18 protein-coding genes are annotated in these 16,029 nt (G+C 65.5%); 13 read left to right on the top strand and 5 right to left on the bottom strand.

Annotated elements, in window-relative coordinates:
- Positions 1-287 precede the first annotated feature (287 nt).
- Both I1E95_RS11895 and I1E95_RS11890 read left to right on the top strand, forming a co-directional pair.
- Positions 288-569, top strand: a complete 282-nt coding sequence (locus I1E95_RS11895; protein ID WP_197162519.1) for a hypothetical protein — start codon at positions 288-290, stop codon at positions 567-569.
- A gap of 26 nt (positions 570-595) precedes the next feature.
- The gene (locus I1E95_RS11890; protein WP_197162518.1) at positions 596-988 is read left to right on the top strand and encodes a hypothetical protein; all 393 of its coding nucleotides are present in this window, start codon (positions 596-598) and stop codon (positions 986-988) included.
- Between the two features lie 15 nt (positions 989-1,003).
- On the opposite strand, the gene I1E95_RS11885 is transcribed toward I1E95_RS11890, so the two are convergent.
- On the bottom strand, positions 1,004-1,225 hold the full coding sequence (locus I1E95_RS11885; protein WP_197162516.1) for a CsbD family protein: 222 nt from the start codon (positions 1,223-1,225) through the stop codon (positions 1,004-1,006).
- Positions 1,226-1,290: 65 nt separating this feature from the next.
- Positions 1,291-1,536: a GlsB/YeaQ/YmgE family stress response membrane protein gene (locus I1E95_RS11880; RefSeq protein ID WP_197162514.1), complete on the bottom strand. Its 246-nt coding sequence runs from the start codon at positions 1,534-1,536 to the stop codon at positions 1,291-1,293.
- A gap of 246 nt (positions 1,537-1,782) precedes the next feature.
- Here I1E95_RS11880 and I1E95_RS11875 point away from each other — a divergent pair, with 246 nt between their 5' ends.
- From I1E95_RS11875 to I1E95_RS11825, 10 genes are all read left to right on the top strand, one after another.
- Positions 1,783-2,145: a hypothetical protein gene (locus I1E95_RS11875; RefSeq protein WP_197162512.1), complete on the top strand. Its 363-nt coding sequence runs from the start codon at positions 1,783-1,785 to the stop codon at positions 2,143-2,145.
- 11 nt (positions 2,146-2,156) lie between these two features.
- Positions 2,157-2,606 carry a hypothetical protein gene (locus tag I1E95_RS11870; protein WP_197162510.1) on the top strand — a complete coding sequence of 150 codons (450 nt, stop codon included), beginning with the start codon at positions 2,157-2,159 and terminating at the stop codon, positions 2,604-2,606.
- A gap of 322 nt (positions 2,607-2,928) precedes the next feature.
- Complete coding sequence (locus I1E95_RS11865; protein ID WP_197162508.1) at positions 2,929-3,450, top strand: hypothetical protein; 522 nt, start codon at positions 2,929-2,931, stop codon at positions 3,448-3,450.
- Positions 3,451-3,642: 192 nt separating this feature from the next.
- Complete coding sequence (locus I1E95_RS11860) at positions 3,643-4,341, top strand: hypothetical protein (protein WP_197162506.1); 699 nt, start codon at positions 3,643-3,645, stop codon at positions 4,339-4,341.
- 64 nt (positions 4,342-4,405) lie between these two features.
- A complete protein-coding gene (locus I1E95_RS11855) occupies positions 4,406-5,275 on the top strand; it encodes an exosortase/archaeosortase family protein (RefSeq protein WP_231594601.1) in 870 nt (289 codons plus the stop codon).
- Entirely contained in the window at positions 5,262-5,921 is a 660-nt protein-coding gene (locus I1E95_RS11850; protein ID WP_197162503.1) for a hypothetical protein, read from the top strand. Before I1E95_RS11855 ends, I1E95_RS11850 begins: the two co-directional genes overlap by 14 nt.
- A 932-nt stretch (positions 5,922-6,853) precedes the next feature.
- Positions 6,854-7,138 (top strand): hypothetical protein, encoded by a 285-nt coding sequence (locus I1E95_RS11845; RefSeq protein ID WP_197162501.1) that lies wholly within the window; start codon positions 6,854-6,856, stop codon positions 7,136-7,138.
- A gap of 125 nt (positions 7,139-7,263) precedes the next feature.
- Positions 7,264-8,520, top strand: coding sequence for an IS256 family transposase (locus I1E95_RS11840; protein ID WP_197161565.1), 1,257 nt, complete (start codon positions 7,264-7,266; stop codon positions 8,518-8,520).
- Positions 8,521-8,722: 202 nt separating this feature from the next.
- The gene (locus I1E95_RS11835; RefSeq protein ID WP_197162499.1) at positions 8,723-8,920 is read left to right on the top strand and encodes a hypothetical protein; all 198 of its coding nucleotides are present in this window, start codon (positions 8,723-8,725) and stop codon (positions 8,918-8,920) included.
- Between the two features lie 668 nt (positions 8,921-9,588).
- Positions 9,589-10,806 (top strand): class I SAM-dependent RNA methyltransferase, encoded by a 1,218-nt coding sequence (locus I1E95_RS11825; RefSeq protein ID WP_231594600.1) that lies wholly within the window; start codon positions 9,589-9,591, stop codon positions 10,804-10,806.
- 38 nt (positions 10,807-10,844) lie between these two features.
- Here the strand turns inward: I1E95_RS11825 and I1E95_RS11820 are convergent, their stop codons facing one another.
- Genes I1E95_RS11820 through I1E95_RS11810 form a run of 3 tightly spaced genes read right to left on the bottom strand, consistent with a single transcriptional unit; the run spans position 10,845 to position 12,273 of the window.
- Positions 10,845-11,450, bottom strand: a complete 606-nt coding sequence (locus tag I1E95_RS11820; RefSeq protein ID WP_197162497.1) for a hypothetical protein — start codon at positions 11,448-11,450, stop codon at positions 10,845-10,847.
- Complete coding sequence (locus I1E95_RS11815; protein WP_231594598.1) at positions 11,447-11,860, bottom strand: phage holin family protein; 414 nt, start codon at positions 11,858-11,860, stop codon at positions 11,447-11,449. The genes I1E95_RS11820 and I1E95_RS11815 overlap by 4 nt, the downstream gene beginning before the upstream one ends.
- A complete protein-coding gene (locus tag I1E95_RS11810) occupies positions 11,857-12,273 on the bottom strand; it encodes a YqjD family protein (protein WP_197162495.1) in 417 nt (138 codons plus the stop codon). Before I1E95_RS11810 ends, I1E95_RS11815 begins: the two co-directional genes overlap by 4 nt.
- Positions 12,274-12,376: 103 nt before the next feature.
- On the opposite strand from I1E95_RS11810, the gene smc reads away from it, so the two are divergent.
- A complete protein-coding gene (gene smc / locus I1E95_RS11805; protein WP_197162494.1) occupies positions 12,377-15,985 on the top strand; it encodes a chromosome segregation protein SMC in 3,609 nt (1,202 codons plus the stop codon).
- Positions 15,986-16,029 lie beyond the last annotated feature (44 nt).

Genomic DNA, 16,029 nt, shown 5'->3' with positions numbered 1-16,029 from the left:
CTATGCCTTCCGGGACAGCTACAGCCTGCGATGCCATCGCTTCGGGGTGGAAGTGGGGGCTGTGGCGATGGCCATGGGTCACATCACAGCCTTGCGGTGCATTCCAGCAGCTACCGGTGGGCGTCACACGCAACCACTGCCGCGGCCTTTGGGACAGCTATTCCACGATGAGGTTTGGCGAGAGGGTCGCTCTCGGTGTGCAGAGCGTCATCTCCAAGTCCCAGGTGACCCCGACTGTTAGCAAAGCAGTCCGCTCGGTCTCGCCCATCCACCAGGGTGGCAAAACCATGGAACTGCTCGTGACCCTGTTCGTCGGTCAACCACCAGCCATCCTGACGGTGGCCGGCTCTTTTCTGGCGGGCTACCTGGCCCTGAGGTTCCGATGGCCCGGTGTTGCCCGCCATCCCAGTGCTCTGTTGTTCGGGGCCATCGCCTGGGGGATCTTCGCTGGCTGGGAATGGCTGGTGCTGCTCAGGACGCCGGAAGCGAACATCCGGGTCGATCTGCTTGTGATCGGGCCCGTGCTGTTGCTCCTCTCGGCCTGGTCACTCCTGCGGGCGTTTCGATAGCCGCGGTGGCTGATCGCGCCACACGGATGCTGTGCATGCTTGCCGCTCTCGCCAGCCTGGTGATCGTTGGCACGGGCACCACCGGCATGCGAACGGGGGATCTGCCGTTTCTGGCCTTCCTGCTTGTCCCCTACCTGCTGATGGGACTGCTGGCCTGGAGGGAGCGGGAGCGGCCCCGCCTTTCGAACCTGCTGTTCGTCGCTGTGCTGGTGCTCTCCCTGGGAGGCACGCTCCTCCTGGGAATCGACAGCTACCGCTTCCACACCGTGCCCGAACACCGACTGGTGCAGCGGATGACGATCATCGTCGTGCCGACGCTGCAATCGACAGCCGTGATCGCGATCGCTCTGCTGCTTCAGGCGTATCGGATGCTGACAGGCCATGGCCGTGCAGGGGCTGGCCGATCAAGGCGCCGCTGAGCAAACGGCGAAGGGTCAGGCCTTGTTGCCCAAACCCTTGAGGGCGTCGCCGACGGCATCGGCAGCATCCGCCACCTTGTCCTTGAGGCCACCGGCTGCATCGATCACCTTGGCCTGAATCTGCTTGGCCTCGCCTGCGGCCTTGAGTTGGTCATCACCGGTGAGCTCACCGGCCGCAGCCTGAAGCTTGCCCTCGGCATCCTTGGCGGAAGCCTTGATCTTGTCTTCCAGGCTCATGGTGATAAGTCGAAAGAACTGAAGTGAACCTTAGGCCCAGCGAGGTGAAGGATCTTCGGCAGGGATCAGGCCCGTTTGAGCACCCTGAGCACCACCAGCAGGATCACCGCACCGAGGGTGGCCACCACGATGCTGCCCAGCAGACCGCCCCCCACGGCTCCACCGAGACCGCTGAAGAGAAGCCCACCGAGCAGGGCGCCGATGATGCCCACCACCAGATCGCCGACGAGCCCGAAGCCTCCCCCTTTGACGAGAACCCCGGCAAGCCAGCCGGCAATCACACCGACGAGGAGAAACCAGAGAACGTTCATGGTGGAACCTGCTCGGGACAGGAGGGCCATCGGACCGTAACCCTCGTGGTTGCGACAGCCATGGTCTCGTAGAACTTCGTAGTCCTTGCTACCGCAGTCGCCGCTTTCGTCGCATCCCTTGGCTCCAGGATGCTGGAAGCTGTGGTCAGGTCTGGCGGCTGATCCCAAGACCGATTGCTGTTCTCTGACCTTTGCTGCGGACAGGGGGGCGCCTTGAACGCAAAATGAAGACCTTTCTTCGTCCTCATGTGTGACCGCCGGGCCTCCTGGGCGCTGCTCCTCAACGTCCTGCTGACAGTGGCAGGGCTGGCCGCACCCGCCAGCGCCCAGCCTCAGGTCCTGGGCAGCCCGATTCGCTCCCTGCTCGAGAACGGAGCAGGCCGGCTGCTGTGGATCTATGACGGGATCCGCCACGTGGAACTGCCCCTCGACGATGGCAAGGCGGTGATCGGCCTCAGCTGTGAGCGTCAGACCTGGACCGTGTTCACGATCGAGCGCGGCGGGAAGGAGGTGTACAGCTTCCGTGAGGACCCTGCCTGGGGATACCAGCCTGCTGGACCCATCGCCGCATCCAGACTCTGCACCGCCCCTGTGCGCGTCGCTGAGTGACGCGAGGCCGCTTGTCGCCGCCGCTTAACTGTGCGGCTGGAGAGGGCAGGATTGCGGCGATCTGCGCCGTGGGCCTGTTCCTGCTCCTCACCTCTGTCGCGCTGGCGGGGGCCGACACGCCACCACCCTCTGCTTTTCTCTGGCTGGTGGCCGCGTTCGCCACGCTCTCCGGTGTGGCCTACCGCCGAGTGAAGACCTATCTCCGGGCACGCCCACTGCCGGGTGGCCGACAGGCTCGGGCAGCTGCCTTCGAGGGCTGCGCCGTGGGCCTCACCCTCGGGCTGATGTGGATGCTCGGGAGTGGCGGGGAGCCGGGTGTGACGCCATCCATCTCCGATCGCGTCATCTTCTTGGCTGTGATGGGTGGCCTTGGAGCAAGCACTGCCGCGGTTCTCTGGTGGATTGCGGCCTGGATGCACCGGCGGCTTAGTCACCAGGCTTCAGCACGCCGCCGACGCTGAAGGTGGAGTTGCCCGAGAGCAACGCCAGGCCCTTCGGCATGCCTGGTTGCGATCGACTGACCGGCGGGAGGCACGTGCGCATCGCAGGGACTGAGCAGGAGTACCGGCACATGACCGTCTCGTGCCGGATACGGAGGGAAGACCCAGGCCGGCGTTTTATGCCATTCCCGCATCTCGGTGAATGCACCCTGCACGGGTAAGTATGAGGGCGAGGCGTGGATGAGGCAGCGCCTCGCGTCGAATTTTTCAGCAAGTCGACATCGAAGCGGCTGAGGCCAACAATGGTGCTAAACTAAATATTATTCTTGAAGGTCAGGAAATCATGATCGGTTTTCCCAGGCGGGGAGGTACTGTCGCGATAATCTCTGCTTTGGCCACTGCCTCGTCGGTACTTCAGCCTCATGAAGCAAGCGCCTTGGTGGTGGATGTTCCAGGATTTGGTATTTATGACATCATTACGGTTCAAGAACAGTACGCTCAGTTAACAACTGAACAGCAAATTCAATTACAGAACCAAGAATGGTTCGGCGATCAAGCTAACGCGAACATTTTTGGGCAGGCCTGGTTGACGGCTGCTCAAAACTCGAGCCTAAATGCAAACGCAAAATTTGTCTTTTCTGTATCTTCTACAACTCCTCCGGAGTCCTCTGTAGCTAGTATCAATTGCAATAGTACCTCCAATTGCGCGTCTGCAGTTAACGCAACTAATACTCCCTTGAATTTTGCCTATGCAACCCCCGTACCCGGTCCTATCTCCATACTTGGAGCCGCGAGTGCCTTCGCTTATAGCCGCAAGCTGAGGAAGCGCATCAAGTTCAGCAAGCAGCCCGTCTCCAACGCCTGAATTCGGGTTGCTCACGAACGGTCCAGAAGCCCTGCCGGGTGGCAGGGCTTCTGTTGTTTGCATGCATCAGAAGTATGGCTACAGATGCTCGCCGCTTATAATTTTCGAACTTGTCTCTTTCATCTCCCTCCGATGCCAGAACTGGAAAGCACGTCAGATCCAAATCGTGGAGGGATCTTCAATCTCGGCGAAATGGACGTCGAGCTGCTGGTCAGCACGCTGCGGGCGTTGGCCAAGGGTTTCTTTGTCATCTATCTGATCGTCTTCCTGCGCCAATTGCTACCCCTTGATGTCACAAGCCTCGGCTGGCTTCAGGGGCTGATCACCGTACTCATCAACAACTCAGCCATCCCCCTCGGTGGCTTCGGCTTCCTGCTGCTGGCCGCCCTGATCTCACCCACAGCCCGCACGGTGAGGCTGCTGCTCTTTGCCTCCCGCTGGGCCCTGCCCGCAGCCCTCGGCTTCCTTCTGCTGATCCCCCTGCAGGGCTACGTGGCTTACAAGGCACTTGCTCAGGTGGAGTCAACAGCCAACCGACAATCCGCCGTGGCGAACGACCAGCTCGCCACCCTGGGCAAACAGATCTCGGCAGCCACCACTCCCGAAGACCTCAACAGCGCGATCAAGGACCTCCCCCCACCGGTCATCGAACGGACCGGATCACTGCCCCTGTCACAGGCCCAGGAGGAACTGCTGGCCGGCATCGAGCAGGAGCGCACGACGCTTCGTGCACGCAAAAGTCAGCAGATGAGGGGCGTGCGCTGGAGTGCAGCCAAGGAGGCCATCGGCAACAGTCTGGCCGCGCTTGTACTGGCACGGGTGCTCTACACCGGGCGTCTCAGACGCCTGTGGGTGATCTTCAGCAGCCCGTTTCCAGCAGAAGAGACCTAGACGGCACGACCTGCAGGCTGGAATGAACCAACCCGATTCAGGCCATGCTCCGCCCTCCCGTGCCTTGCTGAGATCGTTCAGATCGCGCCGTCTGTGGATCCTCCTGGCTGCCCTGCTCGCCTGCCACCACCTCTGGGTCTTCCATTCCACCCAGGACGAACTCCAGCTGCTGGTGATGCTGATGCTGATCTGGGGTGGCGCCCTCCTCTGCATCGAGGATCTGCTGCCCAGCCTCGACCCCCGGCCCACCCGTGGCGGGCTGATCCTCGGGGCCGTTCTGGTGGTGTGGTCAGTGCTGCGGGCGGAGCTGATCCTGGCCCGTGATTTCGTGATCTACCTGCTCCCGCTGATCGAGGGCCTCGGCCTGGCGCTGCTCTGCGCACCCCCGCGCCGTCTGCGGCCCTTCGCCGCCTCGCTGCTGATCCTGTCCCTGTTCATGCCCGCCGTGCTGGTGCGGAAGTTCTACGACCACTACCCCGAAGCGCCGCTCAGTCATCTCACCGCGCTGGCCACGGGGGTGGGGCTTCAGACCGTGGGGATCCCCGCGGATGTGCAGGGGCGTCTCGTCTCTCTTCCCTATGGGGCAGTGGAGGTGTCCGGACCCTGCAGCGGCCGGGATCTCATGGTGATGGTGATCCTGGTGGCCGTCATCTTCCTGCTCGCCTTCCCGCTGGATCGCTGGCGCAACCGGATGTTCGTGCTGCTGGCGGCGGTTCCCCTGGCCATGCTCAGCAACGTGATCCGCATCGCCCTGCTGGCGCTGATCGTCGGCTTTCAGGTGCCGCACCAGCAGGTGCTCTTCGACTTCTTCCATGAGGACATGGGTTCTCTGGTGTTCTCGGTGATCGCAGTGGCGCTGCTGGCCAGGCTCTACCTTCTGCTGATCGACCGGCAGCTCGCCGCTGCAGCCGTGCCTCCCGATGCCGGTTCCTGATCGCCGGCTCCGGGCCGTTCTCGGAGGTCTCTGCCTGTTGGCCGGCGCCGCCCTGGTCCGCCAGATCGCCATGCCGCCCTGGCCCCGCGCCGCGATCCCCGTGGCCTCGTCGCTGTCCCTGCCGGAGGGGTATCAGCTGAAGCAGCTGGAGGTTCGCGGCGGTGAGCGGCAGCGCGACTGGGCCCGCAGTCGCACCCGCCGGATACTGCTCGTTCCCGGCCCGACTGCTCCAGGGACAAAGCCGGCCGCTGCGGTGGAGCTGACCCTCACCCGCCTCGTCGCCCGCGAGCCCGATCGGTTGCAGGTGGCGGAGCTCACCCGCTCTGATCCGGCACTGTCCCTCCGCAGCCGTCGCCTGCTGCAAGACATGGGCCAGGAACAGGCCCTCGGCACCCTCGGCGACGATCCCACCCTCCAGGGCTGTGTGGTGGCCGGCGGTAGCAGCGGCATCACCGCCTCCAGCCTTGGGCAGATCAGCGGCCCACCCCCTCGCGACCCCGGTGATCGCCTGCAGCGACTGCTGGGGCTGAGGCCCCACCGGACCTACGCCTGTGTCCTGCTCAGTCTGCGTGGTACCAACCGGCTGGGTGGTGACAGCCTGCTGCGCGATCTCTGGTCGAGGCTGGGCACCCAGTCGATTGAGTGATGCCAGGCCTCCTCACCTCTGAAGTGAAGCTCGATGATGGTGCCGACTTCATCTGCCGCGCGCCTAATCCCCAGGCACTGACTGCGCAGATCTAATGCAGGATCGTCAACGTCACGCACAACGCCCAGCCTGATCACGATGTCTTCGTCTGAGATCATGGCGAGAAGCGCAGACTCTCGGCTCGCCTGGACAACGTTCACAACCCGAACGTCTAGTTCGACGATCAGCCGTAAATTGTTTTCCCATCCCCACTTCAGGCTTCGCTACCAGCTGAGCCAATCAGGGGGGAGGGGGGCAGCGACCATCAAGGTAAGAGCCGAAGGTTCTGCAAATGTCACACCACGGGCTCCTGACACCCTCACCTGCTGAGTTCTTGGCAGGTATAGGGACGCGATCAGTGCTGGCGTCGGCCTCCGCTTCCTGGTTCCCTCTGATGCCTGGGCGATTGAGCCGCAGGCTGGATAACAGTTTGGTCAGCCTGCTGTCAGCGCAGCTGCTCAGTGGCAACACTTCAGTCAGGCGCTTGGTCACATTCACGCTGCACTGCGCGTGATGCCCCACGATCCCGATGTCAGTCAGGCCGCGTGTTATGTCAGCACCGATCTGCACCGCTCATGCGTGCTGCATCACTCACCACCAATCAATCAGGGCATGCAACTTCAGACACGGTGGAGGAGGTTTCAACCATGCGTTGCTGGGGCACTGCGTTGTCAGTCCTGTAATTTAGAATTGAGGGCTGCGGCTTGCCAAAAGCCAGCTCTTGACAAGCCACCCTCTATATGGCAGCGACAGAACTGACGATCGCTTGTTGACCACGCTGCTTTGCCAGTGTTACACTGGCTTGTGATAATTCTTGCAGTGCTAAGCTTAAAAAGGATTTAAACTCTTGGCTTTGCAATAATTTCTCTCAACAACCCAAAAATGTTTTCAAAATGAAACAGGAAAAGCGCATTCTCCTTGCCGCGGTCGCCGCGAGCGGGCTGTTCTTGCCTCTTGCTTCACATGCCATTGATCCGGCTTATGCCAAGAAGCTCGAGAAATCTGGCTGTACCCAGCTAACAGAGTTGAAAGGCTGCGACATCAACAAGAGCAAAGCCGAAAACGCCAAAGCTGGTTTCGGAACGGCACCGGCTGTCGCCGCTTCGCCTTACGCCGGCAAGTGGGTCGCCAAGAATCCCGGAACTGGGCAAACAGCGGCGTCCCAGCAAGTGGTGTAACTCAGGAGGATCAGCCCCGGCGTAGCCGGGGCTGACGGCTCACCTCCCTCAGATTTCAGCTGTGGCAATGGGTGGGCCGGTCTGTGACCCTGTTCGGAGAACTACCACCAAACCGAACACAGACCATGACCCTCACCCATAGTGGCGCCTCCGAGCTGAGCCAGCTCATGGAGGGCACCACCGCTGGCGCCCTGATCCCAGAGATCGTGCGCCGGGGTTTCCAGGACCTGCTGGAAGCCGAGGTTTCTGCCCTCACGGGCGCTCAACTCCATGAGCGCTGCCCCGATCAGCGCTCCACCCATCGCAACGGCTACCGGGAGCGGCTGCTCACCACCCAGGTGGGCGACCTCAGCCTGGCCATTCCCAGGTTGCGGCAGGGCAGCTTCTTTCCCAGCTGGCTGGAGCCACGCCGCCGGGTGGACAAGGCGCTCTACGCCGTGGTGATGGAGGCCTACACCGGCGGGATCTCCACCCGCAAGGTCGACGCCCTGGTGGAGGCGCTGGGCGGGGCCAGCGGCATCTCCAAATCGGAGGTGAGCCGCATCTGCCAGGGGCTCGATGAGCAGGTGAAAGCCTTTCTGGGCCGGCCGCTTGACCATGCCCGCTTTCCCTACGTCTACCTCGACGCCACCTACCTCCACGGCCGCCTGGGCCGAAATATGCAGGTGGTGTCGCGGGCGGTGGTGGTGGCGATCGGCATCAATGCCCTCGGCTACCGCGAAGTTCTCGGCATTGCCGTGGGCGACAGCGAGGCGGAGGGCTTCTGGCGTCAGTTCCTGGGCTCACTCAAGGAGCGTGGCCTCGACGGCACCCGCCTGGTGATCTCGGATGCCCACCTGGGCCTGACGGCAGCGATCAAGCGGATGTTCCAGGGCAGTAGCTGGCAGAGGTGCCGGGTGCACTTCCTGCGCAACCTGCTGAGCCATGTGCCCAAGGCCGGCCAGGACATGGTGGCCGCTGCCATGAAAGCGGTGTTCGTGATCCAGGCTCCAGATCAGGTGCGCGCCCACTGGCAGCGGGTCACCGAGATGCTGCGCAAGCAGTTCCCCGGCGCCGTGCCCGTGATGGAAGCCGCCCGGGACGACGTGCTGGCCTTCCTGCACTTCCCCCAGGAGCACTGGCGCAAGGTCTGGAGCACCAACCCGCTCGAGCGCCTCAACAAGGAGATCAAACGCCGCACCAACGTGGTCGGCATCTTCCCCAATGATCCAGCGATCGTGCGCCTGGTGGGCAGCCAGCTGCTGGAGCAGCAGGAGGAATGGCAGCTGGAGCGTCGCCGCTTCTTCTCTGAGGCCACCATGGCCAAGATCCCAGAGCCAGAAGAGCCCTTGGAGCTCACCGATGCAGATCCGAACGCCCAGCCGGCTGCAACCATCAGCTGAAGCGCACCAGCTTCTACCTCGATCTACACAGAACACATCGATCGCTGAGTTGCCAATTCAGCGATCAGGGTTCATAATGGATCAATGGAGCTGCGCAATCAGCTTCCAAGCAGTCATCCCCTGACTGCTCCTGTTCACCCTCCGGAGAGGGTCACAGGACCTCCTGAGTTACACCACTCGGAGGGGCGCTACCGGGCAAACCGTGGCCACCATCCGCATTGATAACAAAAACAAGGTGTTGGTAAATGGCAAGTCTGTCGCCAGCAAGCTCAGTGACGGTGCCTTGGTTTTCAAAACCGGCTTTATCACCTTCACGATTCAAGGCGATCCCCGCATCGCCAATGAGAGCAGTTGGTTCGATTCCGATGCTCGGACCAAAGGCCCGATCCGTCGCCAGTAATCCGTAGGTCAAATCTAAGAGTCAGCAGGATCTTTGCTCCAGCTGCAGTCCCGCTATTGCCTTTTGGTAGCTCGAATGACAGCGGGATCAAGAGGTTGCGGATGGCTTGTGGGCCTGCAGGGGCATCAGCAACAAAGCTCTCCAGGCCCGGCATAACCAGGCGTGGAGAGCTGTCGCTACTACTGAGTAGTTCCTTGGCTCAGTTGCAGTCGGCCTTGGTCGTGTAGGTGATCGACTGGTAGCGGCCGTCGGTGGTGCGAACGGCCAAACAGTTGTTGGTGCGGGGCTGACGAGACTCGTAAGACACCAGTAATTGCAATGGGAAGGGGGCCTTCCAGCCCCCCATGGGTCATTTGGGTGATAAGGCTGACCTACCCCATCTCCCTATAGGAGTCAGGCGGCCACAGGGGCGGTCTGACGGGAGAAACGAACGATGTTGTTCGCTGTTACGGGTTTGCTCTTACCGAGCAGGCTTCAGTCACCCTCCTCATACCCCGTCGAAACCATTGCAGCCCCCCGACAACCGCCGCCGCAGCGGGGGTGGAATGGAGCTGAGCGGAATCGAACCGCTGTCCGAAGCACCGGTGTGAGCCACCTAGTCCGCCCGAGGACGGACCTTGTCATTGTGGCAGCAGACAAGGGCCGGCGGGCAGAGCGGCAGGGTGGGCATGACCGAACCCAGGCAGCGGAGCGAAACCAGGATGGGCCGATTCATCGGCGAGCCGCTGGCCGGTGTGGCCGTGCTGCCCCCCGGCCTCGAGGCGGAAGGCGCCGCTGAGCTCAACGCTCTGGGCGCCACCTCGGTGCAGGTGTTGCGGCGGGCCGTGGCCTTTCGCACCGATCTGGAGGGCTTCTACCGCCTGCAGCTGCAGGCCAGGCTTCCCTTCCGGATCCTGCGGGAGCTGGCCCGCTTCAGCTGCGACGGCCCCCGCCAGCTCTATGAGGCCGTGGCCGGAGCCGTCGACTGGGATCAGTGGCTGCCGCCGAGCCGCAGCTTTCGGGTGGATGTGAGTGGCAGCCTGCCTGGTCTGGCCCACAGCCACTTCACCGCACTGCAGGTGAAGAATGCTTTGGTGGATGGGCAGCGGCAGCGCTGGGGCGAGCGCTCCTCGATCGATCTCAACGACCCCGAGCTCTGCCTGCATCTGCATCTGGGCCAGGTGCCCGGCGGACGCGGCGGCGTGGGGGTGCTGAGTGTGGACGGGGCTGGCGGCAGCCTGCACCGGCGCGGCTGGCGGGCCGCCGTGGGCCTGGCGCCGTTGAAGGAAAACCTCGCCAGTGGCCTGATCGCGCTCACGGGCTGGGATGGCTCGGTGCCCCTCGCCGATCCCCTCTGCGGCTCCGGCACCCTGCTGATCGAAGCCGCCTGCCGGCAGCTCGGCCGCGTGCCTGGCCTCGATCCCCTCGGAGGAACGCCGCGGCCGCAGCTGCTGCGCCACTGGCCCGATTTCAAGGACACGCTCTGGGAGCGGGAGGTGCAGGCCGCCCAGGCCATGGCGGCGGAGCCCCCCGCGCTGAAGCCGATCGTGGGGCTGGAATGCGACCCCGATGTGCTCGCACAGGCCCGCGCCAACAGCGTCAGCGCCGGCGTGGCGGAGCACGTGCACCTGCAGCAGGGCGACTGCCGCGACTTCGAGCCGCCCGGTGGACCTGGAGTGATCGTCTGCAACCCGCCCTACGGCGCCAGGCTCGGGGGTGGCGACGACCTCGAAGGCCTCTACGCCGATCTCGGCGCGATGCTCAAGCGACGCTGCTCGGGGTGGAGCCTGTGGCTGCTCAGCGGCAACCCGGAACTCACCGGGGCCCTGCGCATGAAGGCCCGGCGGCGGATTCCGGTGAGCAATGGAGGCATCGACTGCCGTTGGCTGCACTACGAGATCCGCTGATACGGGACCCACTGAGCCACTGGCTCCACAGGCAGCCCCTAGGCCTCCTCGTCCTCGCCCTGGGCGCAGGCCTGGAGCACCTCCTGGGTGTGGCGGGCCAGCAGTGAGAGCATCAGCTCGAAGAGGAACTGCTCGCAGCGCTCCAGATCAGCATCGGCATTGCTGTAGTGCTGGCTGAGCTGAGTCACCATCGCTTCGCTGGGGGGCAGGCCCAGCACCAGGGAGAGCAGCAGCAGCAGACAACCGCCGAGATAGGAGCCCTCATCCCCCGCGGTCTGCAACTGGTTGGCCCGCTCGCACACATCGGCGTAACCGATCCGCTGCAGGTGATGGAAGCCACAGGCGCAACCGGTCTGCAGGCGCAATTCGGCCCGGATCTCCGGTGACAACCGCTCCAGGCTGGAGGCGCTGGGCACCGACTCCCGGCGCAGGCTGCTCCAGATCCGGCTGGGTACCGGCTCGGATGGCAGACCCTCGGGCAACGCCTCAGCCAGATCATGGCAATCGATCAGCATCTGGCACCAGAGCTCGGTGAGCAGCACGTCCTGGCGCCGTTGTTCCGCCGTTTCCTGCGGCGGCGGATCCTGAGGCTGCTCCAGCTCCGCGGGGTCGTGGCTGGATCGGGGAAACGGCTTCGGGCTCATCGGCCCAGCAGGGCGCGGGTGGTTTTGCTCAGTCCTGCGGTGGTCTGGGGAAGGTAGGGGCCCTGGATCAGCTGACCGCCGATGCGCAGCAGCACACCAGCCAACACCAGATCCACCACCAGCAGCAGCAGCACAGCCTGGAGCCAGCCCCAGCCGAAGCTCTGGTGCAGCCACAGCACCAGGGCCACGTGGCCAGCCACCGAGGCCAGCAGCATCAGCGTGCCGCCGGCCGCCAGCAGCACGCCACCGCTGATCAGCCGCCGCTTTTCGTGATCCACCTCCTGCAGCGCGATGCGCACGTGCAGGTCCATCACCGACGTCACCAGCGCCGTGACACGACCCGCCGCCACCCGGCCCATCCCGGCGCCGCCTGAGCGCCGCCCCTGGCGATCATCGTCGGCCGGACTCATGAGGAACGCCGGCCCGGAGCCAGCAGCAGCCCGGCGATCAGGCCCACCGCCGCGGCCACACCCACCGCCAGCAAGGGGCGTTCACGCACGGGCTTCTCGATCCGGGGCCGCAGGCTGCTGTTGAGTTCATCGAGAAGATGCTCCAGCTGTTCCTCCAGAGGACCGATGCGATCCACCAGGTCGCGGGTGCGATCGCCCGCCACATGGACCAGGTCGAGCAGTTGCTCCTGCACGCCGCTGGCGGTGCGGCCGGTCTGCTGGGCGATCACCGAGACCACCTCATCGAGGCTGCCGCGGGTGGCCTCCAGGGTTTCGCGGGCCACCTGCGGCCACTCACGCTGGATGGTGGGCAGCAGGGCATCGAAACGCTCGCGGAAGCGATCGCGACTGACGATGGGGGTTTCGGGTTCCATGACGTGACGTTCCTCGGGGACTCTGACCTTCACGATAGGTAGGGGCTTGAGATCGTCACCGGTTCCGCTAGGTTCTGGGTGCTCAGCACTGCACGCGGGCCTGTTGGTTTACATCAATCAGGTCGAACTCTCTCAGTTCAAGTCGTTCGGCGGAGCGATGGCGATCCGGCTGGAGCCATCCTTCACCGTGATCACCGGCCCAAACGGCTCAGGCAAGAGCAACATTCTTGATGCCGTGCTGTTCTGCCTCGGCCTGGCCAGCAGCCGCGGCATGCGCGCCGAGCGGCTGCCCGACCTGATCAACAGCGCCGTGGTGCGTCAGGGCAAGGCCGCCGAAACGGTGGTGAGTGTGCGCTTCGACCTCAGCGACTGGCAGCCCGATCCGGCCGAAGCGGGGCTGGAGGCCCCGGCGGAGGGACCCTGGATCCAGACGGGGCAGAAGGAATGGACCGTGAGCCGGCGGCTGCGGCTGGCCCCCGGCGGCACCTACAGCAGCAGTTACAGCGCCGACGGAGTTCCCTGCAACCTGCAGCAGCTGCAGAGCCAGCTGCGGCGACTGCGCGTGGATCCCGAAGGCAGCAACGTGGTCATGCAGGGAGATGTGACCCGGATCGTCTCGATGGGCGCCCGCGAACGGCGGGGACTGATCGATGAACTGGCCGGGGTTGCCCTGTTCGATTCCCGCATCGACCAGACCCGCGCCAAGCTCGATGAGGTGCAGGAGCGCCAGGAACGCTGCCGCATCGTCGAACAGGAGTTGCTGGGGGCCCGCCAGAGGCTGGAGCGCGACTGCGCCAAGGCCCGCACCTATCAGGACCTGAGGCAGCGCCAGCAGCTCGGCCGCCTTCAGGAACAGGTGCTCGCCCATGAACAGGCCGGCAGCCAGCTGGAGGCCCTGCAGCGGCGTCAACAGGCCCTGGAGGCCCAGGAGCTGAACGACCGCACGGCCCTCGCCGCCGCCCAGGAGGCCCTGAAGCAGGCCAGCGCAGGGCTCAGCCTGCTTCAGGCCGAGGTCAAGGCCCTCGGGGAGGACAGCCTGCTGGTGGTGCAGGCGGAACTGGCCGGCCTGGAGACCAGCGCCCGCGAGCTGAAGCGCCAGGCGGAGCGGCAACAGCAGCAGGCGGAGTCCCTTCAGGGCCAGCGTCAGGAGCTGCAGCGCCAGCACGCCGAGCTGCAGCGCCAGCGCCAGGAGCTCAGCGCCGATGACCGGCACGCCAGCGCCCTGGCGGCGGCGGAGCAGGCCTGCCTGAGCGCTGAGAGCGCGGTGGAGCTCTCCCGGCGACGGCTGGGGGACGTGGCAGGTCGCTCCGGCACCTGGCTGGAGGAGCAGAAGCACCGCAGCCAGCGGCGTCAGGAGCTGCAGCAGTCGGTGGCGCCCCTGCTGGCGGAACAGCAGCAGCTCAGCGAGAGACTGCGCCAGGCCGAGGAGCGCCTGCTGGAACTGGAGGGGGAGCTGGCCAGCGGTGGCAGCGCCGACCGGGAGCAGCAGCGGCGCCTGCAGGAGCTGCTGGCCGAAGCCGAAGCTGTGCAGGCCCAGGTGGAGCAGCAACAGAGTCAGGCCCGGGAGCTGGCAGAGACCCTGGCCCTGCAGCAACGCACCCGCACCCGACTGGAGCAGGAACAGGCCCAGCTGGAGCGGGAGATCGCCCGGATCGAAAGCCGCCGCGACACCCTCCAGGAGAGCCGTGGCACCGGTGCCCTGCGCCTGCTGCTGGAATCGGGTCTGGGGGGGCTGCACGGCCCCGTGGCTCAACTGGCCGAGGTGGAGGAGCGCTTCCGGCTGGCCCTGGAGGTGGCCGCCGGCGGCCGCCTGGCCCAGGTGGTGGTCGATGACGACCGCATCGCCTCCCAGGCGATCGAGCTGCTCAAGAGCCGCCGGGCCGGTCGCCTCACCTTCCTGCCGCTCAACAAGATCCGCGGCAGTGGCAGTGGAGGTGGCAACGCCGCCCTGGAGCGTGGCGGAACCGGTCACTCCGGCGCCGGCGGGCTGGTGGGCCGCGCCATCGATCTGCTGCGCTTCGAGCCCGTCTACACCGACGTCTTCCGCCACGTCTTCGGCGACACCCTGGTGTTCGAAGACCTGTCCAGTGCGCGACGGGAACTCGGCCGCTGCCGGGCCGTGACCCTGGAAGGGGAACTGCTGGAGCGCAGCGGCGCCATGACCGGCGGCAGCCTGCAGCAGCGCTCCGGCCAGCTCAGCTTCGGACGCGCCGGTGAGCAGGACGAGGCGGAGCCCCACCGGCGCCGCCTGCTAGAGCTGGGGGAGAGCCTGGTGGTCTGCCGCCGCCGAGAGGCCGATCTGGGCCGGCAGCTGGAGAAGCTGCGCCCGGCGCTGCAGGAGGGACAGCAGCGCCGGGCCGCCCTGACAGCGGAGCGGGCGGCGGCGGAGCGGGCCCTGGGGCCCCAGCTGCAACGGATGGAGCAGCTCCAGCAACGGCTCAACCACACCCGGGAGGGCCTGGAGAGCGGCCGGCAGCGCCGCCAGCAGCTGGAGCGCGAGCTGGCCCCCATGCTGCTGGACCTGGCCGGGCTGGAGGTGGCCGAGGCCGAAGCCCAGGCGTCCGGAGACAGCGCCCGCTGGCAGGGCCTGCAACGCGACCTGGAGGCGGCCGATCAGCGGCTGGCCAGCGCTCGCGAGCAGCGGGACGCCCTGCTGCTGGCCCAGCGGGAGCGCAGCTTGAGCCTCACCCGCCTCGGGGATCAGCTCGAAGCCCTCGCCGGGGAGGAAGCGCGGTTGCAGCAGGCTGTGCTCAGCCTGGCCGAAGAGCACCGTCAACGGCGCGAGCAGGAACGCCAGGGCCAGGAACGCCAGGCGGAGCTGGAGGGGCAGCAGCAACGGCTGCAGGAGCGTTTCGGCGAACGGCGCCGGGCCCGCGATGCCGCCGAAGCCCAGGTGGCCCAGCAACGGCAGGCCTTGCAGCAACGCCAGTGGGACCTGCAGCGGCTGGGGGAGGAGCGCCTGGCGCTCGGAGAGCAGGAGCGGTCTCAGGCCCTGCGGCTGGAGGCGATGGAGCGGGCCCTGCCCGATCCCCTGCCCGAGATCTCCGAGGAGCTGCGCTCAGCAGGCCTCGAAGCGCTGCAGCAGGAGTTGCAGCGGCTGCAGCAGCGCATGGAAGCTCTGGAGCCGGTGAACATGCTGGCTCTGGAGGAACTGGAGCAGCTGGAGCAGCGCCTGGCCGACCTCGCCAGCCGGCTGGAGGTGCTCTCCAGCGAACGGGAGGAACTGCTGCTGCGTATCGAGACCGTGGCCACCCTGCGCCAGGAGGCGTTCCTGGAGGCGTTCCACGCCGTGGATGGCCACTTCCGCACGATCTTCGCCGGACTCTCCGAAGGCGAAGGGCACCTGCAGCTGGAGAACGAGGCCCAGCCCCTCGAAGGCGGGCTCACCCTGGTGGCCCACCCCAAGGGCAAGACCGTGCGCCGGCTGGCCTCGATGTCGGGTGGGGAGAAGTCGCTCACGGCCCTGAGCTTCCTGTTCGCCCTGCAGCGCTTCCGCCCTTCCCCCTTCTATGCCCTCGACGAGGTCGACAGCTTCCTCGATGGTGTGAATGTGGAGCGGCTGGCCGCGCTGATCGCCAGCCAGGCCGATCAGGCCCAGTTCCTGGTGGTCAGCCACCGCAGGCCGATGATCGCCGCCGCTACCCGCACGGTGGGGGTGACTCAGGCCCGTGGGGCCCACACCCAGGTGGTCGGGATGCCCACCGCCGCCTGAACCGGTGCGGTGGGTCACAATGATCCGACCACCCACTTCGCCGA

The organism is Synechococcus sp. CBW1107 (genome assembly GCF_015841355.1).
Taxonomy (GTDB): Bacteria; Cyanobacteriota; Cyanobacteriia; order PCC-6307; family Cyanobiaceae; genus Regnicoccus_A.
This window is presented reverse-complemented; position numbering and strand designations above follow the sequence as displayed.